25 protein-coding genes are annotated in these 25974 nt (G+C 40.1%); 5 read left to right on the top strand and 20 right to left on the bottom strand.

The features are described from left to right. Positions 1-31: 31 nt before the first annotated feature. The 4 genes from IGJ28_RS12650 to IGJ28_RS12635 are packed head-to-tail and all read right to left on the bottom strand — an operon-like array spanning position 32 to position 3385. On the bottom strand, positions 32-1636 hold the full coding sequence (locus IGJ28_RS12650; protein WP_113849193.1) for an acyltransferase family protein: 1605 nt from the start codon (positions 1634-1636) through the stop codon (positions 32-34). 2 nt (positions 1637-1638) lie between these two features. Then, positions 1639-2232: a polysaccharide deacetylase family protein gene (locus IGJ28_RS12645; protein ID WP_225585881.1), complete on the bottom strand. Its 594-nt coding sequence runs from the start codon at positions 2230-2232 to the stop codon at positions 1639-1641. Continuing rightward, complete coding sequence (locus IGJ28_RS12640) at positions 2229-2486, bottom strand: hypothetical protein (protein ID WP_225585882.1); 258 nt, start codon at positions 2484-2486, stop codon at positions 2229-2231. The genes IGJ28_RS12645 and IGJ28_RS12640 overlap by 4 nt, the downstream gene beginning before the upstream one ends. Continuing rightward, positions 2483-3385 carry an LCP family protein gene (locus IGJ28_RS12635; protein ID WP_252711646.1) on the bottom strand — a complete coding sequence of 301 codons (903 nt, stop codon included), beginning with the start codon at positions 3383-3385 and terminating at the stop codon, positions 2483-2485. Before IGJ28_RS12635 ends, IGJ28_RS12640 begins: the two co-directional genes overlap by 4 nt. 375 nt (positions 3386-3760) lie before the next feature. Between IGJ28_RS12635 and IGJ28_RS12630 the strand changes: the two genes are divergently transcribed. Genes IGJ28_RS12630 through IGJ28_RS12615 form a run of 4 tightly spaced genes read left to right on the top strand, consistent with a single transcriptional unit; the run spans position 3761 to position 7153 of the window. Beyond that, positions 3761-4927: a betaine/proline/choline family ABC transporter ATP-binding protein gene (locus IGJ28_RS12630; RefSeq protein ID WP_005470181.1), complete on the top strand. Its 1167-nt coding sequence runs from the start codon at positions 3761-3763 to the stop codon at positions 4925-4927. A gap of 2 nt (positions 4928-4929) precedes the next feature. Further along, positions 4930-5565 carry an ABC transporter permease gene (locus IGJ28_RS12625; protein ID WP_003128241.1) on the top strand — a complete coding sequence of 212 codons (636 nt, stop codon included), beginning with the start codon at positions 4930-4932 and terminating at the stop codon, positions 5563-5565. After that, positions 5566-6486, top strand: coding sequence for an osmoprotectant ABC transporter substrate-binding protein (locus tag IGJ28_RS12620; RefSeq protein WP_003128240.1), 921 nt, complete (start codon positions 5566-5568; stop codon positions 6484-6486). A gap of 4 nt (positions 6487-6490) precedes the next feature. Next, positions 6491-7153, top strand: a complete 663-nt coding sequence (locus IGJ28_RS12615; RefSeq protein WP_003128239.1) for an ABC transporter permease — start codon at positions 6491-6493, stop codon at positions 7151-7153. Positions 7154-7294: 141 nt separating this feature from the next. Here the strand turns inward: IGJ28_RS12615 and IGJ28_RS12610 are convergent, their stop codons facing one another. The 10 genes from IGJ28_RS12610 to IGJ28_RS12565 all read right to left on the bottom strand — a co-directional run bounded on the left by IGJ28_RS12610 (position 7295) and on the right by IGJ28_RS12565 (position 16710). Next, positions 7295-7435: a hypothetical protein gene (locus IGJ28_RS12610; protein WP_167757169.1), complete on the bottom strand. Its 141-nt coding sequence runs from the start codon at positions 7433-7435 to the stop codon at positions 7295-7297. Positions 7436-7480: 45 nt separating this feature from the next. Beyond that, on the bottom strand, positions 7481-8698 hold the full coding sequence (locus IGJ28_RS12605) for an arabinan endo-1,5-alpha-L-arabinosidase (protein ID WP_096710909.1): 1218 nt from the start codon (positions 8696-8698) through the stop codon (positions 7481-7483). Between the two features lie 207 nt (positions 8699-8905). Then, positions 8906-9166, bottom strand: a complete 261-nt coding sequence (locus IGJ28_RS12600; protein WP_003128237.1) for a DUF6171 family protein — start codon at positions 9164-9166, stop codon at positions 8906-8908. A 4-nt stretch (positions 9167-9170) separates the two neighbouring features. Further along, positions 9171-10616 carry an alpha-N-arabinofuranosidase gene (locus IGJ28_RS12595; RefSeq protein WP_034705107.1) on the bottom strand — a complete coding sequence of 482 codons (1446 nt, stop codon included), beginning with the start codon at positions 10614-10616 and terminating at the stop codon, positions 9171-9173. 10 nt (positions 10617-10626) lie between these two features. Further along, positions 10627-12249: a glycoside hydrolase family 43 protein gene (locus IGJ28_RS12590; RefSeq protein WP_438845437.1), complete on the bottom strand. Its 1623-nt coding sequence runs from the start codon at positions 12247-12249 to the stop codon at positions 10627-10629. 14 nt (positions 12250-12263) lie between these two features. Continuing rightward, positions 12264-13220, bottom strand: a complete 957-nt coding sequence (locus tag IGJ28_RS12585) for a glycoside hydrolase family 43 protein (protein WP_003128232.1) — start codon at positions 13218-13220, stop codon at positions 12264-12266. Positions 13221-13235: 15 nt separating this feature from the next. Further along, positions 13236-13652 (bottom strand): hypothetical protein, encoded by a 417-nt coding sequence (locus IGJ28_RS12580; protein WP_021150529.1) that lies wholly within the window; start codon positions 13650-13652, stop codon positions 13236-13238. An 8-nt stretch (positions 13653-13660) separates the two neighbouring features. Then, positions 13661-14512, bottom strand: a complete 852-nt coding sequence (locus IGJ28_RS12575) for a carbohydrate ABC transporter permease (protein ID WP_003128230.1) — start codon at positions 14510-14512, stop codon at positions 13661-13663. Between the two features lie 12 nt (positions 14513-14524). Further along, positions 14525-15415 carry a carbohydrate ABC transporter permease gene (locus tag IGJ28_RS12570; protein WP_171917874.1) on the bottom strand — a complete coding sequence of 297 codons (891 nt, stop codon included), beginning with the start codon at positions 15413-15415 and terminating at the stop codon, positions 14525-14527. A gap of 44 nt (positions 15416-15459) precedes the next feature. Continuing rightward, positions 15460-16710, bottom strand: coding sequence for an extracellular solute-binding protein (locus IGJ28_RS12565; protein ID WP_103301063.1), 1251 nt, complete (start codon positions 16708-16710; stop codon positions 15460-15462). Between the two features lie 317 nt (positions 16711-17027). Between IGJ28_RS12565 and IGJ28_RS12560 the strand changes: the two genes are divergently transcribed. Further along, on the top strand, positions 17028-17918 hold the full coding sequence (locus IGJ28_RS12560) for an ArsR/SmtB family transcription factor (RefSeq protein WP_003128227.1): 891 nt from the start codon (positions 17028-17030) through the stop codon (positions 17916-17918). A 138-nt stretch (positions 17919-18056) separates the two neighbouring features. Here IGJ28_RS12560 and IGJ28_RS12555 read toward each other — a convergent pair whose 3' ends face one another. The 6 genes from IGJ28_RS12555 to IGJ28_RS12530 all read right to left on the bottom strand — a co-directional run. After that, positions 18057-19880 carry an APC family permease gene (locus IGJ28_RS12555; protein ID WP_003128226.1) on the bottom strand — a complete coding sequence of 608 codons (1824 nt, stop codon included), beginning with the start codon at positions 19878-19880 and terminating at the stop codon, positions 18057-18059. A gap of 221 nt (positions 19881-20101) precedes the next feature. Next, the gene (locus IGJ28_RS12550) at positions 20102-22807 is read right to left on the bottom strand and encodes a YhgE/Pip domain-containing protein (protein WP_252711649.1); all 2706 of its coding nucleotides are present in this window, start codon (positions 22805-22807) and stop codon (positions 20102-20104) included. A gap of 271 nt (positions 22808-23078) precedes the next feature. Continuing rightward, positions 23079-23756 carry an HAD family hydrolase gene (locus IGJ28_RS12545; RefSeq protein ID WP_029486321.1) on the bottom strand — a complete coding sequence of 226 codons (678 nt, stop codon included), beginning with the start codon at positions 23754-23756 and terminating at the stop codon, positions 23079-23081. Positions 23757-23813: 57 nt separating this feature from the next. Continuing rightward, entirely contained in the window at positions 23814-24611 is a 798-nt protein-coding gene (gene proC, locus IGJ28_RS12540) for a pyrroline-5-carboxylate reductase (RefSeq protein WP_103301060.1), read from the bottom strand. Positions 24612-24681: 70 nt separating this feature from the next. After that, the gene (locus IGJ28_RS12535; RefSeq protein ID WP_003128220.1) at positions 24682-25383 is read right to left on the bottom strand and encodes a GntR family transcriptional regulator; all 702 of its coding nucleotides are present in this window, start codon (positions 25381-25383) and stop codon (positions 24682-24684) included. 54 nt (positions 25384-25437) lie between these two features. After that, positions 25438-25974: DNA translocase FtsK (locus IGJ28_RS12530; protein WP_438845436.1), on the bottom strand; the 537-nt coding region annotated here is incomplete at its 5' end.

Here is a 25974-nt window from a genome sequence, read left to right as displayed (position 1 = left end):
GTCTTAACGCGCGCTCCTAGCCATTGTCCCACTATTTAGAAAGAACAGACTTCATCAATTGGGCATAAACACTGCGTCCTTCCCCATTCAAATGAGTTTCATCATCATAAAAGTATTCTGGGTGGTCTTTGCTGTGGCTAAACCAGTCGATGATATGGACATTCTTGTAGCGACTAGGAAGCTCTGCTAATTTTTGATTCACAGATTCTTGCCAGCCTTCCGGACATTTGATAGTTATCCAGTATATCTGTTTATCCTTTAATTGAGTAAGGATTTCATCGATTGACTCATCCGAAATAATACCATTTGTACCCAGTCCGATTACTACCGTCGAATAATCAGCTAAATTGGGATACCCTTGAAGAATCGTTGCCAAACTAGATATTTGCCGTGATTCCTTCGCATCAACGGTTGCTTGCCCACTAAACGTATCTTCCAATTCTTGATATGCTCCAAGCATCACAGAATCCCCTAGAAATAAGATATTTCCTTTTTGATTGGGTTGATTCTCTATCTTTTTCAGATTACTGCTTAACTCTTGTTTCAATTCGTTTTGATCCGCAGTCAGACGGTTAGTCGGTGCAAAAATGATCATTCCGATTGCAACAGCAACAAGACCTGCTCCAAGGTAACGTCCTGCTTTTCTTTTTAAATGCATGAAAGAATGAAAGCCAGCAATCATCAGAACCGTCATGATCAGAACCACTACCAATTCAATTAGAGGATTCATCTTAGGTGCTATATTCACTAGGAGAATAAACACCGAATAGTGAACCAAATATAATTCATAACTAATTTTGCCTATATATTGAAGACGGAATTTGGCGATTTTGGTTCTTTTTTCCACTTCTTTGTCATTTATCAAAACGAGTAATAGCATTGTTAATACACTGACAAGCAATGAGCTACCTGTAAACGAAGGCAGCGGAATAAAGACAGCCAGAGTCAAACAACTCATGATGAGCCAAAACTTCGTTACTTTTTTTGAAGAAATGACATCATTAATGTTCTTTCTATTGAAAAAACCAAACATGCCAACTATAAACGGATAAAGTCGAGCAAAGGTATTGTAATAAGCGATAGAAAACGGCGATAACAGACTGGTGAGAATCGAAATAATGGTAAGAAGATACATAAGCTGATAGCCTCTTTTTCTAGACAAACGCATGACTGTTAGAAAGAAGAGTGGAAAAACTAGATAAAATTGTAATTCCACCGCCAAAGACCAGTAATGTTTAAATAGGGACGAATTTGCGAAGCGATCAAAATAAGAGACTTTTTCGTGGATCTGCCACCAGTTGTTATATCCAAAGAGTAAACTTGGAAGTTCGCTTTTGATGTTTCCTAGCATTCGGATTTGAATACTCCCAGCTATCAGAATAAAGATAAGTAAGGAGAATAAAAGAAACGGATAAATCCGTTTGATCCGTTTCTTATAAAAGCCAATCCAGGAGAACTGATTTTTTTGATACGCATAGGAAGCATTCTTTGCCATCAAGTAACCCGAAATAACAAAGAAAATCGTTACGCCTTGATTTCCTCCTTGAAAAGAATATTGAGGCAAATGGTAGAGAATAACACCAATAACCGCAAATGCCCTAAGAAAATCGATGCCTGCTGAATAGTGTTTATCCATGTTTAACCTCCGGCTGGCCGATGATCATTTTCTCCGTAATAAGTCTCATTGCTGGAAGGATTATTCAAAAGAGTATCTAAAGACACAAATTGATAATCTTCTTTTTTTAAATCACGAATAATCTCAGGGACTGCAGCAATGGTTTCCGGATGAATGTCATGCAACAAAATAATCGAACCATCATAGACAGAACTCGTTACTTTATCAATGATCATTTGGGCATCTTTAGATTTCCAATCTTCTGAATCAACAGACCATTGGATGATGGGACGATTGATCAATTCTGCAGCTTTTGCATTGACAGAACCATATGGCGGGCGAAAATAGGCTGGATTTTTGCCTGTGAGTTTCTTGATAGATTGATCGGTCTTCGTGATCTCATTAGTCATTCCAGATTCGTCCAATGTGCTGAGGTCTTGATGATCATAGGTATGGCTACCGATAGTTTGGCCATCCTTTGCGATTGCTTTCACCACCTCGGGATACATCTCTACGTTCTGTCCTACTAAAAAGAAAGTAGCTGGCACTTTTTCTTTTTTCAATAGTTCCAATAATTTAGGTGTATTGCTGGGATCTGGCCCATCGTCAAATGTCAAAGCGACCTTTTTTTATTTGAAGGAATCTCCTCTGTCTCTGTAGTGCTTTCTAGTATATTTTCCAAACTAGTCTCTGTAGTAGCCTTATTGTTACTTGTCACTGTTCTTGAAGAACTACTGTTGCTTGTTAACTCGGAGGACTGGGACAGATTGTTCTCTGTTTTTCCTCTAGCAAATTCCTCACTGATTCGTGCACAGCCGCAAAGTACTAACAAAAAGATAAAGCCAGTTATGAGTAAACGGATCTTTTTCATTGCTTTTCCTCCTTATTTGTTGTCAATACATCATGAACTCTTGCTATCTCTTCTGTCGAAGCTGTTTGATAAGAGATTCCATTCTGAATCAATTCCTCTCCGATCACTTGGTCATGAATAATTGTTGGCTCTTTCATCAGTTCCTTCGCATGAAGAACAAGATTGGTAATGGGTAGATTGGTTTTGATGTTATCTGTCAAGATATCGATAAATGCATTCCATTTTGTGACTTGGTTCAATTGCGCCATATTTTCCAAAACACCTTTCAGCAACAACTGTTGCCGCATTTGTCTGCCATAGTCCCCTCGTGGATCCTCATACCTCATTCTCGCCCAAGAAAGTGCTTCTTCTGGAGATAACGTTAGTTTACCTTTAGGAAAATCGAATCCATCAGAACTAAACTCAAATTCATTTTCTACTTGAACAGCTCCTACTTCTTTGAGAATCTTTTGAAAACCTCCCATATCAATAGAAACAAAATAAGGAATTTGAATATCCAACATTTTTTCTACTGTTTTAACGGAACAGCCTGCACCTCCATAAGCATACGCCGCATTTAATTTATCCTGCATTCCTTGGTCTGCGATATCAACTAAAAGATCGCGTTCAACTCCCATTAATGTGTATTCTTTCTTTTTTAAATTGATATGAGCGACTATCATACTGTCACTTCGACCAGAATCCGTTCGCCCAAACTCTCCAGTATCAACGCCAAGTAGCAAAACATTAAAAGGTTCTTGTTTCAATTGGTCGTAATCTAAGTCATACTGCTCATCTGAAGGATTCAATTTTTCGTACACTTTTGTATTTATTTTATTTGCAGAATAGACTGCCCAGCCAGTAATACCACCAACAAGGACTACTGAAACAAAAAGCAAAATAAGAATTATTTTCCGCATCGGAACACCTCCTGCTGCTAAATTAAAGGAAAAATGTATCTGAAATGTATCGATTTAGTATTTGGTGACTCGATACATGCTCGCTTGTAGCAGCAATGTTCGCTTTTCATTTAATATTAAAATGTTGTATATCACTTTTAGTGACGAAGAAAGTCTACTCATCCCCATTTAAAAATAACAATCAAAATGAAGAATAATGCATATATTCCCTATTGGATTTTCATTTCGATTGGATTTGTTTCAAACATTTTGCTTATAATATGCAAATATGAATAAAAAAGGCAGAATATTTGAATAACAGCAAACTTTTGGGCATACTAATTACAGACCCTAGGCGTAAATAAGCTGCGCCTAAATAAAACTAGAGGTGAAATCATGATTGAATTTCAGCATGTATCCAAAATCTATAAAGGCGGCAAAGTGGCTGTCGAAGATGTCAATCTATCCTTTGAAAAGGGAGAATTTATTTGTTTCATTGGTACCAGTGGTAGTGGTAAAACTACTTGTATGCGAATGATCAACCGTATGACAGACCCCTCCAAAGGAAAAATTCTGATTGATGGCAAAAGTGTGACCGATATCAATCCAGTAGAATTACGACGCCAAATCGGTTACGTGATCCAAAGCATCGGCTTGATGCCTCATATGACGATTCGAGAAAATATTACATTAGTACAAAAACTTTTGAAGGTCAGTCAAGAAGAACGAAATAAGACAGCAGAGAAAATGATCGATCTGGTGGAACTTCCTCGTGAAATGCTGGATCGTTACCCTCACGAATTATCTGGTGGACAACAACAGCGGATCGGTGTTGTTCGGGCTCTGGCAGCCGACCAAGATATCATTTTGATGGATGAACCTTTCGGTGCTTTGGACCCCATCACTCGCGATTCACTGCAAGATTTGATCAAAGATTTGCAGGAACGTTTAGGTAAAACCGTCGTCTTCGTTACCCATGATATGGATGAAGCATTAAAGTTAGCTAGCCGCATCGTGATCATGAGCGAAGGACGCGTCATCCAATTCGATACACCGCAAAATATTCTGCGAAATCCTGCTACTACCTTTGTTGAAGAATTGATCGGTGAAGACCGCCTTCTGCAAGCAAAACCAGACACCACACCAGTTAAAGAAGTCATGCTCAAAACACCAATCGCCATCACTCCTGAAAAATCTTTACAAGAAGCGATTCGCCTGATGAGAGAAAAACGGGTAGATACATTATTAGTGACGGATAATAGCAATGTCTTAAAAGGGTATATCGATGTAGAATCGATCGACCGCAATCGAGGCAAAGTAACCAGTGTCGGGGATATTCTTAATAAAGATGTTTTCTATGTAAAAGAAACCGCCTTACTGCGAGATACGTTGCAACGAATCCTTAAACGCGGTTTGAAATATGTGCCAGTCGTGGATGCTGAGAATCATTTGGTAGGAATTTTGACGCGTGCTTCATTAGTCGACATTGTTTATGACGTTATTTGGGGCGAGGAATCCTCCCTTCTTGAAGCGATCGAATCCGCAAAACCAGAGGAGGTCTAGCCATGCAAAGCTTCTTTAATGAATATGGCGGCCAATTGGTCACGAAAAGCATTGAGCATTTATACATCTCCTTTGCCGCACTATTTCTAGGCATTGTCGTTGCAGTCCCTTTGGGCGTTCTATTGACACGCTTTCCCAAAGCCGCTTCTATCGTGATCGGTGTGACTAGCGCCTTGCAAACTGTTCCCTCATTGGCACTGTTGGCATTGATGATCCCGATTTTAGGGGTCGGTAAGGTCCCAGCTATTGTTGCACTCTTTATCTATTCTTTGCTGCCTATTTTGCGAAACACCTATATTGGCATGAAGAAAGTCGATTGGAATTATCGAGATGTCGCTAAAGGAATGGGAATGACTAACTTCCAATCGATCATTAGTGTGGAACTGCCGTTAGCGATCCCAACGATCATGGCAGGTATCCGCTTGTCAGCAGTCTATGTCTTAGCCTGGGCAACCTTGGCTTCGTACATTGGTGCAGGGGGGCTTGGAGACTTGATCTTTAGTGGATTGAATAACTATCAACCGGCATTGATTTTTGCCGGCACAATCCCAGTGACGATTTTTGCACTTTTAGCAGACTGGTTACTCGGATTACTTGAGAATAAACTAACACCAGCTGCATTAAAGGGGGATGCCTAAATGAAAATCAAAGCGAAATTTGGTCTTTTGTTATCCATGATCATTATTTTACTCTCAGGCTGCTCCTTTCCAGGACTTGCTTCTACATCTAATGAAGACACCGTAGCTATCACAGGAGGAATCACTTCTGAAGCTCAGATTCTTGGCGCTATTGTAGCAGGAATGGTAGAACATTATACGGACAAAAATACCACTGTCATTAATAACTTAGCAACAACGACAATCAATCATCAAGCAATGATGAATGGCGATGCGTCTATCTCTGCCGCTCGTTATACCGGAACAGATTTGACAACAACACTTGGCTTAGAGCCAGAATCTGATCCAACTGCTGCCTTCAATACCGTAAAAAAAGAATTTGAGAAACGTTACCATCAGACCTGGTTTCCTTCCTACGGCTTTGATAACACATATGTTTTTCTAGTCAGAAAAGACACTGCAGAAAAATATAATCTGAAAAAAGTCAGTGATTTAAAAGGCGTTGCCGATCAGTTGGTTGCTGGTGTCGATACAGCTTGGATCACCCGTGAAGGTGACGGGTATGATGGCTTCCAAGAAGCATATGGCTTTTCTTTCAAAAACATTTTGCCTATGCAGATCGGTCTCGTTTACGATGCTGTTGACAACGGAAAAATGGATATCGTACTCGGGTATTCAACGGATGGACGGATCGCTAGTTATGACCTCGTAATGTTGGAAGATGATTTGAATTTCTTCCCACCTTATGATGCAGCTCCAGTAGTCGATGACAAATTAATCAAAGACACACCAGAAGTAGCGGACGCCTTGAACAAACTTGCTGATACAATCTCCACTGAAAAAATGCAACAACTAAATTATCAAGTTGATAATGACCTGTTGGAACCGACAGTGGTCGCAGAACGTTTCTTACAAGAAAATAATTATTTTGAAGGAGAGTGACGAAATGAATGACATGAATCTATTTCAACAATTTATTGCCTATTTTCAGGAAAATGGCGGTTATGTCTTTGCACAGTTTGTTCGTCACTTCCTGATCTCTATCTATGGCGTTTTATTCGCTGCAATCGTTGGTATTCCACTAGGAATCTGGATTTCTAAAAAGATGCGTATGGCCGATTGGGTGATCCGCATCGCCAATATCATCCAAACGATCCCTTCGCTAGCAATGATCTCGATTTTGATGATTGGAATGGGATTAGGTGTCAATGTCGTTATTCTGACGATTTTTCTCTACTCGCTCTTACCGATCATCAAAAACACTTATACCGGCATGCGCCAGGTAGACCGTAATACACTAGATGTTGGTAAAGGAATGGGCATGACAAGTTGGCAACGACTGTATATGATCGAATTGCCTTTATCCGTCTCCGTGATCATGGCAGGTATTCGTAATGCATTAGTCGTTGCAATTGGAATCACTGCCATTGGCGCCTTCGTAGGTGCTGGTGGCCTAGGTGATATCATCATCCGTGGGACAAATGCAACCAATGGCGCTTCAATCATTCTTGCCGGAGCTTTACCCACTGCATTGATGGCAATCATCACCGACTTAGGCTTAGGCTTTATTGAACGTCGGTTAGATCCAGCAAGCCGTTCGTCGAAATAAAGGCCATTTCTTAGCGCTTTTATAAATATAGAAAAACAAGCATCCTTCTTGTATGTAAGGATGCTTGTTTTCTATATTTTTTAACTAATTCACTCAAAGCAGGTGAATGTGCTTCTCGATTTTCCCGGAGATGATCGGGAATCACGCATCATATCCTAGAGATGGTTGTTTCAAGGCTCGATCCATATAAATGGATTGGCGCCCATCGTTTTGCTTGAGGGGCGACTGGTATGCCATCATTCCATACTTGATACTGATATGGGGTTGTTTTTTCTCGAACACTGCTCTGATCGCTACTCCAAAGATCATTCTTAAGTTTGGTCGCTTTTAAGTTGTACGCTTCGTCTTCCCCCTACTTTCTTTTGGGACTTTTTTTCCGATGAACCCCATGCCGTTCGGGTCCATTCCTGATAAACACAAGACCCGTTCTTCAGAATCTGTCTCATAATAAGCTGTAAACTCATGCCCCTGCCAAAAATAGCTCTTCTCCATTTGCTGAATGTCTGTAAGCATGACAAATTCTGAAGAAATGAGACTGGACTCTGCTGTAAACTGAATAATCTCCCACGTTCCTATGAGGTCCTCTTTCATAGGGATTTCAGGAATTGATTTCGCATAACTAATTGCTGATATGACCGGCCAACCACTATCTAACCAGTAAATTTTTCTGACATCTAAAAAGAAATCATCACTAAAAGGTTGTCTCCGTGCATGATGAATAATAAATAATTCATTATCTGAACGTTTGAATATAGAATTGTGGCCAGGTGCATAGACTGCAGACTGTTCTTCGAATTGATAACTCCCTAGTAATTTAACACCAATTTTCTCCGGTACCGCCTCTTGTTCCGACAGAGACAGGCCGTTCCAATCCGTATAGGGACCGGTAATCTCTTTCGCTCTTGCAACCCGGATATTATAGGTTTCATTCAAAGAATCAAAAGAGACAAATAAGTAATACATATCCGTTTCTGGATGATAATAAACAAAAGGACCCTCAATCGCAGTATCAACAGAAGCAGGTCGTTGCGCTATTTTTTTTCCGTATCCCTTCTCGGCTAACTTTCCAGTGCTTTGATCTATAGGTGCAATATAAATCCCGCCAAAAAATGATCCGTAGATCAGCCAATGGTGTCCCATACGATCTAGAGCAAGATTTGCGTCAATGGCATTATGATCGGCGATGCCTCGATGCGTTTTCACAACTTCTCCTTGATCTACCCAAGGTCCCAAAGGATGCGGTGCTGTTCCAAGACCAATAAATGAAGTGGTACTGCCAAATGTAGAAGCGGAATAGTACATTCGATATTCCCCTTGGTACTCTATCACTTCAGGTGCCCACAACCCTTCTGCTTGACTCCATTCTCTTGCAGATTGTGGCAATTGAGGAAAGGCCTGCTTTTCAAACTGCCAGTGTATGAGATCCAATGATGTCCGGATCGGTATTCCTGCCGTTTTAGGTTGTTGCGTATCTGTTGAAAATAAGTAATAAACGCTGTCTCGTTCAATGATCGTTGGATCATGAACACCATTTTTCCAGTTCATAGATTCTTCCTCTCAGTAATCGATTCACTTTAGTTTGACTTCAGTGAACGAAAGCAGAATCGATTCTTTTCTATATTTATTTAGTTCTTTCTTACTTATTACGCCACTTTCATTAAAAACAATCTATCTGCTCTTGATCTTTGCTACCTCCAAGATTACCCCAGGCTACAGTTTCTATAACTGCTTATGGCGTAACAAACAGGACAGTCATTGAATGCTCTGCCCTGTTTGTGCCCACATTCCTGCAGGACAGTATTTTTTTGATAGGTTTGCCCGAAATTTATAAAAGCAGCCACACTTAGTACAGGTGTGATTGGACCGAAATGGGCAGGCTTCACAAATTTTTATACGGGACTGAACGACTTCAAGTGCAGCAAGGTCGTTCTCAATGGCTAGCTGTTCTTCAATCAACGCTTCTACATCTACCGTTGCTGCTGTTTCCTTGACATCGCAACCTTTACACGTCATTGAATTACACCGCCAAAGATATTGTCAATACACTCATAGCGGGTATATTGATCGTTAATTGGCTATTATTTGTTGTGTAGTCTTCAAATGATTGGATCACTACGTCTTCCGGATGATCAAAATCATTGTGTGCATTCATTTTATCCCCCACAATATAGCGAGCTTCTTTGATTCCTTGAATGGCAGTTTCAAAGTCAAAACTAATTGCTTCCGAGCCAGATACTGCGAAATTGCAGATCGACAGGTGGAGGGTATCTGCTTGTTTCGAGACCGTGTAGGTGATCGTTTCACTTGCTGCTCCATGACTCTCGATGCGTTCGGCATCTTGATGGACTTTGTACAAATCAAACACATGATAGCTTGGTGTTTTGACCATCTTTTCGCCATCAGTCAAAATCATTGCCTGCAAAACATTCACTGTCTGGGCAATGTTTGCCATGTGCACTCGTTCTGCATGCTTATGAAAAATGTTTAAGGTGATAGCAGCTACCATTGCATCACGAATCGTGTTTTGCTGATATAAGAATCCTGGATTCGTTCCGGGTTCAGCAGAAAACCAAGTTCCCCACTCATCAACAATGATGCCCACCCGTTTTTCAGGATCATATTGATCCATGATCGCACTGTGACGCGTAATCAATTCATCCATATGCGCAGCTTTTTGACAGGTAATAATCCATTCTGCTTCATCGAATGCTAACGCACTACCTTTTTTCTCCCACCCTTGGGGATGGACATAATAATGTAAGCTCAATCCATCCATCAGCCAATGGGCATTCTTCATCAACGTTTCTGTCCAATGGTAGTCATCAACATTTGCTCCGCCAGCCACTTTGTATATTTTTTGATCACCGTATTGACGAACGTAAGTCTGATACCGACGATAAAGATCAGCATAATATTCTGGACGCATATTTCCACCGCAGCCCCAATTTTCATTTCCTACACCGAAAAATTTCATGCTCCAAGCTTCTTCATGACCATTTTCTCGACGCCAGTCTGCCATTGGAGAAATTCCGTTCATGGTAATGTACTCGACCCATTCAGACATTTCTTGGACTGTCCCACTGCCGACATTTCCATTGACATATGCTTCACATTCCAGTTGTTTGACCAATTCAAAGAATTCATGTGTCCCAAAATGATTATTTTCAGTCACACCCCCCCAGTGAGTATTGACGATCGTTTTTCGATTTTCTTTTGGTCCAATACCGTCTTTCCAATGGTATTCATCGGCAAAACAGCCACCTGGCCAGCGTAAAACTGGAATCTTGATATTCTTCAAAGCTTCCACAACATCCGTACGCATCCCATTCTTGTTTGGAATAGGAGAATCTTCTCCTACGTATAATCCTTCATAGATACAACGGCCGAGATGTTCTGAAAAGTGTCCGTAAATATATTTGCTAATCGTTGTTCCTGATTTTGTATTTAGAATTTTGATTGTCATTGTTATACTCCTATTCTTTGATTCCCCAAATGGACTCATTATTATCGCCAATCGTTGAGAACGTTAATTTTTGCTGTTCGAATTCTGTTATATCCTGAGTTAATAAGGTTCCTTTGAAGGTAGTATCTGCGAAGGTCATTGTGATGTGTCCGGCATCGTATGTCCAAGTCCCGGTCAACTCTCCAGTGATGTTTCCATCTTTTTGAAGCTCGATCATCTGCGTTTTTAGCATGGTCGTTCCATTATCGGTGCCATGGTTAATGATTTCATAGCGTCCGATAATTTCATCTGCTGTCAAAGCATCTGCTACTTGTTCATTGCCTCGATACTCATAGGGTGCTGGAACTGGCCAGCCCTCCTCATTCATATACATTCTGTTGACTCGCACTTCATGGGCTTCGGTTCCATTGTTAAAGCGCGTATGATACACCAAGGACCACTGACCATTCTCATCGATGATCGCCGAATTGTGTCCTGCCGCTCGATACCCCATTTGTTGAAACGAGAATTGGTAGTTGCCAATCAATTTGATACCATAGTTTGAATTTTGCTCTCCTTGTTCCAAAATTGGACTATTTCCTTGAGCATCGAGGTAAGGTCCTTCAGGTTTTTCCGCGCGAAAGAGCCGCATATTGTAACCACCTTTTGCTGCTAAACCACCGTAAGTGACGAATAAGTAATAATAATCGGTTTTCTCATCATAAACAATATAAGGACCTTCTCCTGATTGGTGATAGCCGCCAAAAAGCTTGATTCCGAAATAACGATCAATGATACGACCGTCTTCCGTCGTGCTATCTTCCCCAGGATACATTGGTTTTCCAGTGGCTGGATCAACTTCTAATAAGAAGATACCGCCAGACCAAGAACCATAGGTCATCCATAGTTTTCCCTCTTCATCATAAAACAAAGCTGGATCAATGGCGTTTGGCGCATAATCGGTGTTATATGTCAGACCATCTTCGATCGCCCAGTTTTCGCTGAAACCGCTGATTTTTCTCTCTTTGATCAATTTCGCCAAACGGGTATTTTGATAGTTAGTATTGCGCTCACTACCATCTGTCGAATCTTTTTCTGTAAAGCCAGAATAGATCACAGTATCCGCATAACTATAGGGACCTTCAATCGTTTTAGCTACAGCTAATCCAATCGCTGAACGGCGCCAAGTAGAACTTGCGGAATAGTACAACATATAGGCCCCTTTATCACCATTTGACCATTCATAATCAGCATTCCAAATGACATCTGGTGCCCAAAGGCTGTAACCACCTTGTGAATTGGCATCATCGTAGCCTGCCCATTCAAAAGTTTCAGCTAGATTTTCTTTTGTGTTACCATAGATCGTATTGTCTTCCATTGATTCATATTCGTAAGTGAAAGGTACTTCCCAAGTTTGTAAATCTGCGGTTTTCGCCTGAGCGAGATGCGAACCAAATACGTAAAACAGCTCTTGGTCACCAACATGAATAGAAGTAATCGATGGGTCATGAATCGACACTCGATTTTTTGTCGTTGTTTCCCACTCCTTTTGTGAAAGTTGCTCAGCGGCGTCTCCTGTTTGACAGCCAGCAAGAAAAAAACTAGTAAAAAAAACGGACATGGTTAAACAGAGCATTTTTCTTTTTGTATTCATTTTTTTCCTCTCTTTTATCCTTTGACTGCACCGGGTTCACCAAAATCTGGTAGTCCATTTTTATCCCAAGTAAACGGTTGGACATACGCATGTCGATTGGGATTTTCTAAAGGATTACTATAATCATTTATTTCTGGTCTTGCATGATACACTAAGATCTCTTGTTTCCCTTCCTCATCGACTGTAAAGGAGTTATGTCCTGGTCCGTAGAGGGAATTTTGTTCCGAACTCGAAAAAACCGGTTCCTTCAACTTATGCCAAGAATATCCATTCAATAGATCACTATCCTCATCTGCCCACAACAGTCCCATCACATAGTTTTCATCCGTCGCACTTGCTGAATAAGTAATGATCACTTTTCCATTCCTAATCAAGGCAGCAGGTGCTTCGTTTACTTTGAAGCCGATTTTTTCCCATTCATAATAAGGAATACTCAGAAGAATCTGCTTTCCTTTCAAAGTCCAAGGATTTTCCATCTCTGATAAGTAAAGATTAGAATTGCCTGGAATATTTGGATCCGCTTGTGCCCAGACATAATACAATCGGTTCCTGTGTTCAAATACCGTAGCATCTAAGCTGAAACTTTCAAATTGCGTCTTGATCTGCCCTTTTTCTACCCACTCACCTTCAAAGGGATCTTCATTCGCATTTTCGATCGCAAACATCCGATGATGATGCTGATCATTTCTGACTTCTCCATGATCTGCAGCAGCAAAATAGATGTACCATTTTCCCTGAATAAAATGGATCTCTGGCGCCCAAATCAGCTCACTCATGGGGCCTTCGGCATGAGCCGTCCAGATGACTTTTACCTCACCGTCAGCCAGTCCTTTTAAGGTTTTCGCACGTCTTAATTCGATTTCCTGATATCCTGGTTTTGATCCAGTGAAATAATAATATCCATCGGTATGCTTGTATATCCATGGATCTGCTCGTTCTAATACAATTGGTTCCAAATAATTTTCTGCCATAAATTCTACACCTTCTTAAAAATATCCATCTTCAGTTTTTAACGTTCTTAAGGCTTTATTTTTTGATATATACAAAATAGTTGCGAGTAAATAGAATACAATACCGATGACATCATAGATGACTAAATGAATGATGACACAGGCAATCATCCATCTCATAGTTCCTTTATTGATTTGTTTATCTCTCATATTTTTAGCGTTGATCCAACTGATCACACCCATTAAGATAGTCGCTAAAGCAACGATCATGACTACTTTTGAGATCATACCTACAAGGCTTGATTGCAAATATTCATACTGATTTTTATTTTGAAAAGCAGCGATGCCTTGTTCTTCAAACCAAGGATAATAGCCAAACATCGTAACTAACCCGATCAACACATCCCAGACAGCACTGACCCGTAATAAATTTCTTTCTATTTTTCTGTTCATAAGTTTCACTATCCCTTTATTCCCGCATTTAAGTTCATAGATTCAATGAAATATTTTTGGGCAAATAAAAACAGCAGTACTGTTGGAATAATGGCGATCAATGCTGATCCCATTAACTGTCCAATCATTCGATAATTGCCATAAATGTCTTGTAGTAATAGCAAACCGGCTGTGATCGGCATTTTACTGACATCCGTATACACGATCACCGGCCATAAGAAATCATTCCAAGAACCAGTGAAAGAAAAGAGTCCAGCAACGATCAGAACAGGTTTGATCAACGGAACGATGATCTCAGAAAAAATCGTAAATTCATCTGCACCATCCATTCTTGCCGACTCGTCAAATTCCAGCGGGATGCCTTTCATAAACTGTCGCACAAGAAAAATATTCCCCATCCCTGCTAATCCCGGAATGATCATAGCAAGTGATGAATTGACCCAACCAAATGTTTCGATAATTTTGTAGGAAGGAATCAAATTAACTACTCCAGGGAACATAGAAATCCCCATTAGAATATAAAAGATACGGTCTCGGTATTTGAAACGCATTCTGCCATAGCCATAAGCTGTTACAGAAACAACAATTACCACTAAGATAGTATGAGTAACGGCAATAAAAAGAGAATTCCACAGCCATTGCATGATTGGTGCAGTAGAAGTATTAGCCAAGATTGCTACATAATTATCTAAAATCCAGTTAACTGGCAATAGTCGAAATCCAGTAGACACGATTTCAGTTTGGGAACGAAAAGAAGTTGCAAAACTAAAAATCAATGGAATTACCCAGATAATACATAAAGTGATTAAAAATAAATATGCGACTAGCATACTAGGTATATGTTTCTTTTGTGTATTCATCTTTTTGCCCCCTTAAGTATTGTTTTTATCTAATAGAAAATATTGAAATACAGATACACACATAATAATTAGTCCTAATATGACAGCCATTGCTGAAGCCATCCCTGCAATTGATTCCCCTTGACTAAATGCTAATGAACGAATGTACATCATTAATACAGTAGTACTTCGATTTGGTCCACCGCCAGTCATCATCAGCGGTTGCGCAAAAACATTGAATGCACCGGCAGTTGTCATAACAATTGTATATAGAAGAGGAAAACGAATAGATGGCAATGTTACATTAAAGAATTTTTGAACTGGTCCGGCACCATCGATTTCAGCAGCCTCATATAAATCTTCATTTACTCCTGCCAGAGCCGAGCGATAAATGATCATATTCCCACCAATCGCTCCCCATATACTGACAACAAATATCAAGATCCAAGCATATGGCTGTTTAGAAGCCCATGAAAAATCATATCCAAAAATATTATTTACAGCGCCTAATCTCGAGTGAAAAATTAGTGACCATATCAGAGATCCCGCTGATACTGAAATAAGACCTGGAATATATAGAATTGCTTGAAAAAGACCTTTCATTTTCACTTTTTTATGTTGTAGAGCCGCTGCAATCATCAAAGGAATAATGATCTGTAAGGGAACCATGATCAAAACGAAAATAAAAGTATTTTTCAAACCATTCCAAAATTGAGTGTAAAACGTGGAAGAACTATCAAATAATAATGTCTTATAGTTGTTTAGACCTATCCAAACAGGATCAGAAATCAAATTCCACTGAGTAAATGAAGCATAAACACCATAGAGCGTTGGAATACATACAAAAATAATAAAGAGAACCATATGCGGTCCAATAAATGCAATTGAAGCCCAATTAATGTTCTTTTTTTTCATTCCTTTCATTCCCTTCAAAAAATCCGAAAGGGGATAATTTTATCCCCTTTAATTTATTTCGCCACTTCCGCAATTTTGTCTTCTACATACTGCTGCATCGTAGCTAAACCTTCATCTAAATCTAGTTCACCATAAGCAATATCTGTACAATAGACATCTAGTGCTTCTAAAACATAAGAGAAATAAACATAGTCAAAGATATATAGTGTGTCTTCTTCTTCTGGTGTTGATGTAAAGAAAGATTGTGGATATTTTTTATAATCATCGCTTTCTAAAACATCTTTACTGGCAACGATTTGTCCAGCTTTAGCCCATTCAATCGAGTTAGTACGAACAAACTCCAAGAATTTTGCGATAACTTCCTTTTTTTCTTCTGTTCTAGACTCACTCTTCAGCATGCCAAACATATGAGAAGCTGCTCGGTTGGTTGCGATGTCATCTGAAGTCGAATAAATATTTGTTACACCCCAATTTAGCCCATCAACGGCATTGTGAGCGGTGGAAGTCCAAGTACCATCTGTTGATAAGAGTACGTTTCCGCCTTGGAACATCAAATAGCCATCTTCTCCATAAGGAGTCATTAAACCTGCATCTGTTAACGCTTTTATTTTTTCCAATGCTTCTTTCATTTCCGGCGTATTCACCGTCGGGTTCCCAGCATCGTCAGAAATCGCGCCGCCTAAGTTACGGATTTGTGCTAAGATAACCCAAGAAAGCAAAGCATTATTAACAACATAATCGCCTTCATCCATTTTTCCTGCTAAAGACATCATTTCATCAAACGTCACGATGTTGTCGTCTAACCAAGAAGTGACATTGTATTTTTCTAAAAGATCTTGATTGTAATACATTGCACTGGCATGGATATCTAATGGGATCGTATATTGAGTATCGCCGATTTTCCCTGCATCCCAAGCAGTATCTAAATAATTGCTCTCTTCTAACTCTGGTTGATACGAAATCAAAGGCTCAACTGTATCAAGAATGCCTGAATTAACAAACTCCTCAACTTTATAAGAATGCATTAGTGTCAAATCAGGGATACCATTTTTAGAGCTAACAACTGTACTTAATTTTGTATACATATCCGAAGTAATCACATGATTTATTTTGTAATCTGAATCAGATTGTTCATTAAATTCATCTACAATCTTATCCATATAGGCACCGTCATCACCAGTGAGTGGGGACCAAAAATTGATTGTATATTTTTCTTTTTCTGAAGCGCGGTACCTGTTAAACCCAACGAGAGCAACTGCAACTACTGCAACCAATGCGCCAATAATAATAAGTTTCTTTTTCATGATTTACCCTCTTTCATTGAAATTGAATTGTAATCTTTGAAGCCAATAGCCCTATCCTCCTCGTCAACACTAATTAAACAATCATGTATAATTTCATTACTTATATTCAGCGTTTGCAAACACTTTCAATTTACAACTAAATAATAACTTTATTTGTAATCGCTGTCAACAATATTTTAATTAAACAACTCTAAATAATATATCTATTAATTAACATCTATATTAATAGTAACTACTATAAATAATCCTATTTACACAAATTAACAAATATGTTAACATTCAAGTAAATCATTTATAACTATAATGGGGGTGAAATGATGCAATTAGAAATCAATCAAGAAGCATTGCCCGTCTATGAGGCGTTAGCTAGTAATGTACGGATCAAAATCATTCAACTACTTGCAAGAAACAAAATGAATGTGAAAGAAATCGCACAAGAATTAGGATTAAGCAGTGCTATCGTCACGATGCATATCAAAAAGCTAGAAGAAGCAAAAATTATCAAGACAGAACGTGTCGGTCAGCGAAAGATATCTAGTCTGAGAGTCGATCATATCGATATCAATTTCCCAGAAAAAATCTTTAATGCATTCGATACGAGAGAAACGTCAATTCCAATTGGTCATTATACAAATTATTCGGTTGAACCCACTTGTGGATTAGCCACGCTTGCTGGTTTTATCGGTCCAGTAGATGAACCTAAATTTTTTATGGACCCCAATCGAATGGATGCTCGCATCCTCTGGTTTACGAAAGGGTTTGTTGAGTACCAGTCACCTAATTTTCTTTCTCTAGATGAGAAACTAGAGATGATGGAGATTTCCATGGAGATTTCTTCTGAATTCCCTTTTTCTAATAATAATTGGCCGTCTGACATTACCTTTAGCTTAAATGGCATCGAGCTTGGAACTTGGACAAGTCCCGGTGACTTCGCCGATATTCGCGGCAAGTATACGCCAGATTGGTATCCTGATAACTTAAATCAATATGGGTTATTGAAGACGATTCGAATCATGGATCATGGGACTTATATGGAAGGAGAACCTTTATCAGACGTCACGATCAAGGATATTCCTGCTTATGAAGATACTTGGCATTTAAGAGTCGAGGTAAAAGAAGAGGCTGAAAATATGGGCGGTTGTACATTGTTTGGCAAAGGCTTTGGAAATTACGATCAAGACATCAAAATCAAAATGTTTTACAGCTAAACGTTTTTAGGAATCACAGGCACACTCTCTCATCATTTTTGATGTGCGGTAAAAGATTCCTTCGCTGAAAATAAGACAAAAAAGACCATCTCGCTCGATATTAGAGTTAGATAGTCTTTTTTGATTATAAAACTTAATCTATTTCTTCAAATGATAACTGTAAGTTCCTACGACAATGTTTTCACGCCATGATAAACGGAATCTTAGACGCAGACTTGTTTGGTTGTGTAAAATATTTTGCCAGCGACGACGTGGCACGAACTGTGGAATGATAACTGTCGTCGTATAATTGTGTTTCGTTGCGTTTTTGCTGACTAGATCTACATAACGAATGATTGGATTTTCAATTGAACGATAAGAAGAATGCACTACAGAAAAACGGACATCCGGGAAATTTTGTTTGAACTCTTGTTCGATTTCTTTTTCCTTCTTGACATCTTCATCTAAAGATACGTGCATTGCAACTACATAATCTCCGATGGATTGTGCATAATTCAAAGCCCCGATATTTACACGGGTCACATTTCCTACTAATACAATAACGGTATTGCCATCATATTTGTGGAGTGCCACTTCTTTTTCCAAACGTAGCTGCTCAGCGACTTTCTTATAATGATCATGGATCTTATAAAAGACAAACAGTAGGATTGGCATGATGATAAAGAATGGCCAGATGTCACCTAGACGAAAAACAAACAAGATCGCAATGATCGCAAAAGAAATCAACGCTCCGACGATGTTGGCCAATGATTTCAAGAACCATCCTTTACCAGCTTTCTTCCATCGAACTACCATTCCTGTTTGTGAGAGCGCAAAGGGAATGAACACGCCAATCGAATAAAGTGGAATCAACCGTTCCGTCGATCCTTGGAAAATGAACAATAGAACGATCGAACCTGCTGCCAGCGTAATGATCCCATTAGAATAACCCAAGCGGTCTCCCCGATCTTGATACATATGAGGCATATACTTATCTTTCGCTAAGTTATAGGCTAACACTGGGAATGCGGAGAATCCAGTATTCGCTGCAACTGCTAAAATCAAAGCCGTTGCGAACTGCAGAACGTAATACATGAATCCGTGACCGAAGATCGCAGCTCCGATTTGCGAAAGGACCGTTACTTCTGCTTCTGGAACGATTCCATACCAATAGTTGATAAATGTGATCCCCACAAAGAAGAAACCTAGGATCGCAGCCATGATCGTCAATGTTGCAGCTGCATTTTTTGCTCGCGGCTTTTTGAAAAACGGCACGGCATTACTGATTGCTTCTACCCCTGTCAATGAAGAAGAACCAGAAGAAAAAGCGCGTAAGATCAATGCGACAGAAACCCCTGGCACAACAGCACCTGGTAAGGCTGTGGCATTTAATGGCTGTACCCCAGTGATAATATTAAATAATCCTACAAGAATCAAGATCGTGATCACAGCGATAAAGGTGTATACAGGAACCATCAAGAAACTCGCAGATTCTCGTAACCCCCGTAAGTTCATCATCATGATCAGTAAAACAATAGTGATCGAGATACCCACTTGATGCCCATATAGAGCGGGTACGGCAGAAGTAATCGCTTCTGCCCCAGCCGATACCGAAACGGCAACAGTCAGCATGTAGTCGATCAATAAAGAGCCGCCAGCAATCAATCCTGCATTCTTGCCTAAATTCTCACTACTAACGACATATGCCCCACCACCATGAGGGTACGCATGAATGATTTGACGATAGGATAAGGTCAATGAAATCAACAAGATAATAACGAATGCGGCGATCGGTAGTGAATACCAGATAGCAGCAGCTGACAAAGCAACTAAGACAACAACGATTTGTTCGGTCCCATAAGCAATCGATGACAATGCATCCGAAGATAACAAAGCCAACGCGGCTTTCCTTGTCAATTTTTGTTCATCATTCTCCGCGGATTTCAATGGACGTCCGACCAACAAACGTTTCAAATATTCCACTTTTTTACACTCCTTTTTTCATGAAAAAGATCATAATTGCACATACAAAATTTCTTTGATAATTACTGAATTAACAAGACTGTATGCTACTCCTGAAACCGACAAAAGTCAATGAAAATGGCATGAAAAATTTGAACAAACTCCCTCTTCTTTTTATCAGAATTCGCAAGAAGATTCAAGAAAAGCAGATAGAACATCGTGCCCTATCTGCTCTTGATTTTTTAATGGAAAAAATGACTCTTTTTCGAGACATTATTTAGTTTCTTAGTTACATCTGTTAGATAAGGATAAGCCCATGTTCCTATGATGCCAAATACAATAAACAACAGTGACAAAATAATCAACTGAGGAATGGCGTTTGGCCAATAGATCCCGCCGGCTGATTCCCTTAACAGATTGACTGCATGGGTGAATGGTAACAGCGGATTAATAAATTGGAAAAATTTACCAGAGACTTGGATCGGATAATTTCCGCCCCCACCAGAAATCGATAGAACAAGGATAATGATCGCGATCCCTTTCCCGACATTGCCAAACAGTCCGGCTAAGACGTAGACGATCATCATAAATGCCAGTCCAACGAGTAATGCGAACAAGACGCTGTATACCGGATTATGAACATCTACTCCTAATAAGAACATATTTCCTAGTGTAACGATCAAGCTTTGCGCAATGGCCATAGTTAGGAAAGTCAGCATTCGAGCAACGAATGTTTCTCGTTGCGTAAAGCGTTTTTTATCTTTCTTCTCTAAATGATACTCTGTTGTAGCCACGCTTGACAACAATAACGCCCCGACCCATAAACATAACGCTGTATAGAATGGAGTGCTGGCAGAACCATTGTTGGCAATCGGATAGATATCATTTGTTTGCAATTCAACTGGTTGTTTGAAGAAATCCGCTTCTTTAGTTGCATCAAGCTTCAACAACTTGATGATCTCGCCTAGATCAACTTCACTTTCACCTTTGCGAATCGCATTGGCTGCCTTATGAATGCCTGTTTTGATATTTGGCCAATCATTATTGATCAAATCAACTGCCGCATTCAATGCTTTTTCTACATCTGGCAGTTTCTCATCAACCATGTTCATGGTCGAAGTGATTTCAGCTTTGATGGTGGGCCAGTCATTTTGTAAGAAACCAGCCGCAATCCCTAACTTATCTTCAACGATTGGCAGTTCATTGTTGTAAAGATCGGCCCCTTTGTTGATGGCTGCGACGATCTCATCCATGTGACCATTGAGCATCGTATTGGCATCATGCAACTCTTGCTTAATAGCAGGTAATTCTTTTTGATACTTTTCTAAGATACTGATGGCATTGCTGACCACATTTTTGGTTGATGTCAATAAAGACTTGAAGTCAATGGCTTGCGCTTTTTTCAATACATCTTGTGCTGTGGTGATGGTGGTGATCAATTTAGACAAAACATTGTCGATGGTATCGGTAATATTCGTCACATTAATGCCTTTTAAGAGATCCGTAACATTTTGTGCAGCAGTGTTGACTTCAGTTAAATAGTCGGTAATGGCATCTGTATTCCCATTTTTGACCAATTCGCTTAAATGATCTAGCCGCGAAGAAAGATCCCCCAAGAGACTTTTTGCATCCCTCAATTGATTAATGATCCCTGATAAATCGGATGTGTTGCCTGAGTTTTGAAGATTCGTTAAGAAAGTGATCAAGCCATCCAGCGCTGCTTGTTGTCGTTGAATATTTTGTTGGAAATCACTGATGACCTTTTGGATGTTTTCCCGTTCTTGGTCGGTCAATTGATTGTCAGCAATTGCTTGTTTGATTGTATTCGTTAAGCTAACTGTCGTGGTAGCGACTTGACTGATGGAATCAATCGTTACTTGAACACTATTAGAAATACTTGGTAGCGCATCTTGTAACTGTTGGGCACCTTCTTTCGTCGCTGAGGCAAAGTCTGTTGCTTGGTCCCCTAATTGTTGGATTTCTGGCAATGCGGTTTGTACTTGATCAATGATTTGCAGTCCTTGTTTAGCTGTATCAATACCATCTGTCATTGTACTAGCAATAGAATCAAAATCATCATCGATCATTTTTAATTGCTTGCCGGCATTTTGGATCTCAGGGATCTTTTTCTGCAATGTCAGAATGACACTAGCTTGTTTTTTTAATTCTGGCAGCTTATCATTCAATGCGATCAGTTTATCCCCCATTTCATCGACCTGAGGAATATAATCCGTAAATTCTTCGGCTTTGGCGATTTTGTCTTTGATTTCCGGGAACTTGTCATGCAAATCAACAATTTGCTTCGTGTAACTATCAATGGTGTCAAGATTGCCATCGGTCTCTAAAATCATATTTTTGACTTTATTGATACTAACTAGATTTGAATCAATATCATACCCGATTTCGTTGAACACTTTGACTAATGTAGAACTAGCAGTTTCAATAAAGTTCTTTGAGATCTGTTCTTGGAGACTGCTTGCTCCCTTGTCAGTGATCTTAGGTGCGATAGCATTGATTTTTTGGTTACTGTAGTATTCAATTTTCGGTTTAACGATCGTACCGCTGGTAAAACTGACCAGATCTTTTGAAAAATCAGCAGGCAAATAAATTCCCGCGTAATATTTACCTGATTTGACCCCTTCCACTAATTCTTTTTTAGAATCTAGAAAATGCCAACCTAACTGCTTATTTTCATGTAAAGAGTCGATCACTTCATTCCCAATCGATAGCTCTTTCCCTTGGAATTCTGCGCCTTTATCCGCGCTGTAAACCGCAATGGGCAGTTCACTAGTGTTTCCATATGGATCCCATAATGCTTTGATATTGAACCACGCATAAAGCGAGGGCAAAATCATCAAAGCAATGATCAAAAAAGCGGAAATCGGATTACTAAAAATTCGTTTCCAGTCTAATTTGTATAAATAAAACACGTTTTTGATTTTGTTCATTTTCTTTCCCCCACTTTTCTTCGTCGAAGGATAATTTACCACGTTTTTTGTACGCCGCCAATGGGAATGATTCCCTTGATATCAGCCTTTTGACAAAATGTACCATTTGTCAAAATGAAACCCCTTTACTTTTCGCGTAATTTCCCTTATTGTTAATCTTTTCTTTAACTTTAACACGACTGCTTTTGGCAGACGAACAATTTGTTTGCTAAAAGCAATCATAAAAAAGCACCATTGACCGTTTCCCTTGATACGATCAATGGTGCCTGTTCTAGTTTGTCAACTGCTCAGTGGCCAATAGTTGATAAACGTACTCAAGAGAAGTCGTTTCGGCATAAAGGTTCAAACCTGCTTTTTCATCAGCTGAAAAATGATGAGTGAAACTTTGATCCGGTATCAACACCACTTGAATTCCTGCCCGAGTTGCCGCGGTAGCTCCTGGCAATGAGTCTTCCATAACTAAAGCTGATTCAGAGGTTCGTGCTGCTTTTTTCAATGTCAGCAAATAGGGAGCCGGATCTGGTTTGTGTGCTGGGACATCGTCACCAAATGTCTTGAAATCAAATGCATTCTGCAATTCAAAATGATCCAGTAGTTTTTCACCTCGAAAAGCCATCGAAGAAGTGGCTAATGCTGTCTTTAACCCTTTTTCTCGTGCCAGAGCCAATGTCTCACGAGCAAATGGTTTTGGCTGCAAGTTTCCATTGAGCAATTGGTCTTCAATGTACCCTTCTCGTTCTTGCCGAAGTTCCTCCACACGTTGAAGACCACCAACTTTTTTCGCTAGTAAGGTTGCTGTCTGTTGCCAACTTTGCCCACGCCAAGCAACGATATCTGCTGATGTGATCGGTAGATGGTACTTTTCAAAAAGTGCCAACCAGCCTTCATGATAGACTCTTTCCGTATCCAACAGCAATCCGTCCAAATCAAAAATCAATAATTCTTTCATAGACTCTTTACTCCTTCTCTCCTTCATACTCAAGCAGTTTCAATATAAGTATTTTAATCAAGACATTTGACGATTCTTTTCGGCAGCTGCATGAACAGCCTTCATCACCGCAGCACGAAAGCCATTTTCTTCCAGTGTTTTTACGGCCTGAATGGTCGTACCACCAGGAGAACTGACATTGTCTTTCAATACACCAGGATGTTCTTTGGTCTCCAGCACCATCTTCGCAGCGCCTAAAACTGCCTGAGCAGCAAATTCATAGGCCATTTGGCGGGGCATTCCTTCGGCGACTGCGCCATCGGCCAATGCTTCAATGAACAGATAGGTATATGCTGGGGAAGAACCGCTGACCCCAATCACAGCATCGATCATGGATTCAGGCACTTGAGCTGCTTTTCCCATGCTTTCAAATAATTTTTGGATTTCTGCAGCTTCCTCTACGGTCACATGCGGATTGTTACTGATAGACGTCATCCCTTCTCCGACTAGTGCCGGAGTATTCGGCATCACTCGAACGATCTTGCGCTGACCCAAAACTTCTTCCATCTGCGCAATCGTAACGCCTGCTGCGATCGATACAACTAACTGCTGTTCATTTAATTGCGCTTTTAGATCCTCCAATAATTTAGGAAACACAAACGGTTTGACAGCTAAAATCAAAATGGAAGCAGCTGCGGCTTCAGAAAGTTCTAATGTAGGGGTGATCCCTAAGTCTTGTTCCAACTGTTTAAGTGTCGGTTCGTACCGATGATTGTAGACTAAAATTTCCTTTGGTTGATATAGTTCCGATTGGATCAATCCTTTGATAATTGCTTTTGCCATATTTCCGGCCCCGATAAAGGCGATGGTTTTCATAACACTCACTCCTTCTAACATTTATGATCCTATGTTCGCTGTTTCTTGTAAAAAAAGCCTAATCAAGAGATTAGGCTTCAAACTCGATCACATAAGGATGCAATGCTGTATTATAGATGCCCTCTGTATATTCTACCACTTCTCCATGCAGATCATAAGAGCGACGGACGCGCTTTAAAGCGGAAATCTCTGGTGTGATCAGAAATTTTTGTTGTTCCTCATTCAACGTCAGTCCTGCAAACGAATCTTCAAAGGTATCGATCACCATCCGATGTTCATCTAAAATACGGTACAGTGATTTTTCTTCCAATTCTTCCATGGCAAGGCCTTTTAACAATTTGGGCAAATGATATTCATAATAAATAAATGGTTGATGGTCAAAGTAGTACATGCGCCGCAAACGCATGACTTCTCTGCCCATCAAAGCAGAAGCTGGATGATCTTCTGCGAGCTCGACTAGATTAAAATCAAGATTTTTCTTGGTATATTCTTTGCCGGTTTTTTCTAATAACTGGCTGAAAGTTGTCCCTTTAGACAACTTGTTATAAGGTCGATTACTTAAAACCGTGGTCCCGCGTCCACTGCGCTTTTCGACATATTCATCTGCTGCTAATAGCTCGATTGCTTTGCGTACCGTGATTTTACTCACATTGAAGGCTGCTTCTAATTCGGTTTCTGTCGGTAGAAAAGAACCAACAGGATAGTGTCCGGACATGATGTCTTCTTTGATTTTATCTGCCACATCACGATATAAAATATGTTTACGCTTCATTTCTTTCCTCGCCTTTCCAGTCATTGATTCTCTCTCAAAAAGAGGACTTGCACGTTACTCATCAAACCCCGGCACTTCTTCGGCTGCTGCTTCGATCAGCACCTTCCGAGGCTTACTGCCTTCTGAAGGACCTACGACCCCTTGGTCTTCCAATTCGTCAACAAGACGGGCTGCCCGATTGTAGCCAATCCGAAAGCGGCGTTGTAATAAAGAGACACTTGCCGTCTGCATTTCGATCACCAATGCTTTGGCATCATCAAATAGTTCATCCTGTGGTTGACCACTGCTGGTACTTACCGTATCTTCTTCGGTAACCATCATTTTCTCTTCGTAATTCGCTCCCTGCTGCTCGGTAACAAACGACACGACCCGTTCTACTTCGTGGTCTGAGATAAAGGCTCCTTGCACCCGGATTGGTTTATTCTCACCCATAGGCAAGTACAACATATCGCCTCGTCCAAGAAGTTTTTCCGCGCCGTTGCTGTCAATGATTGTCCGGGAATCGACCCCGCTGGAAACGGCGAACGCCATTCTTGAAGGTACGTTGGCTTTGATGATTCCTGTGATGACATCCACACTAGGACGTTGTGT

Origin of the sequence: Enterococcus sp. AZ091 (genome assembly GCF_051714805.1) — a bacterium.
In the GTDB taxonomy this organism is placed as follows: Bacteria; Bacillota; Bacilli; order Lactobacillales; family Enterococcaceae; genus Enterococcus_D; species Enterococcus_D gallinarum.
Note: the sequence above shows the minus strand (reverse complement) of the source record. Positions and strands in the feature narration are given on the sequence as shown.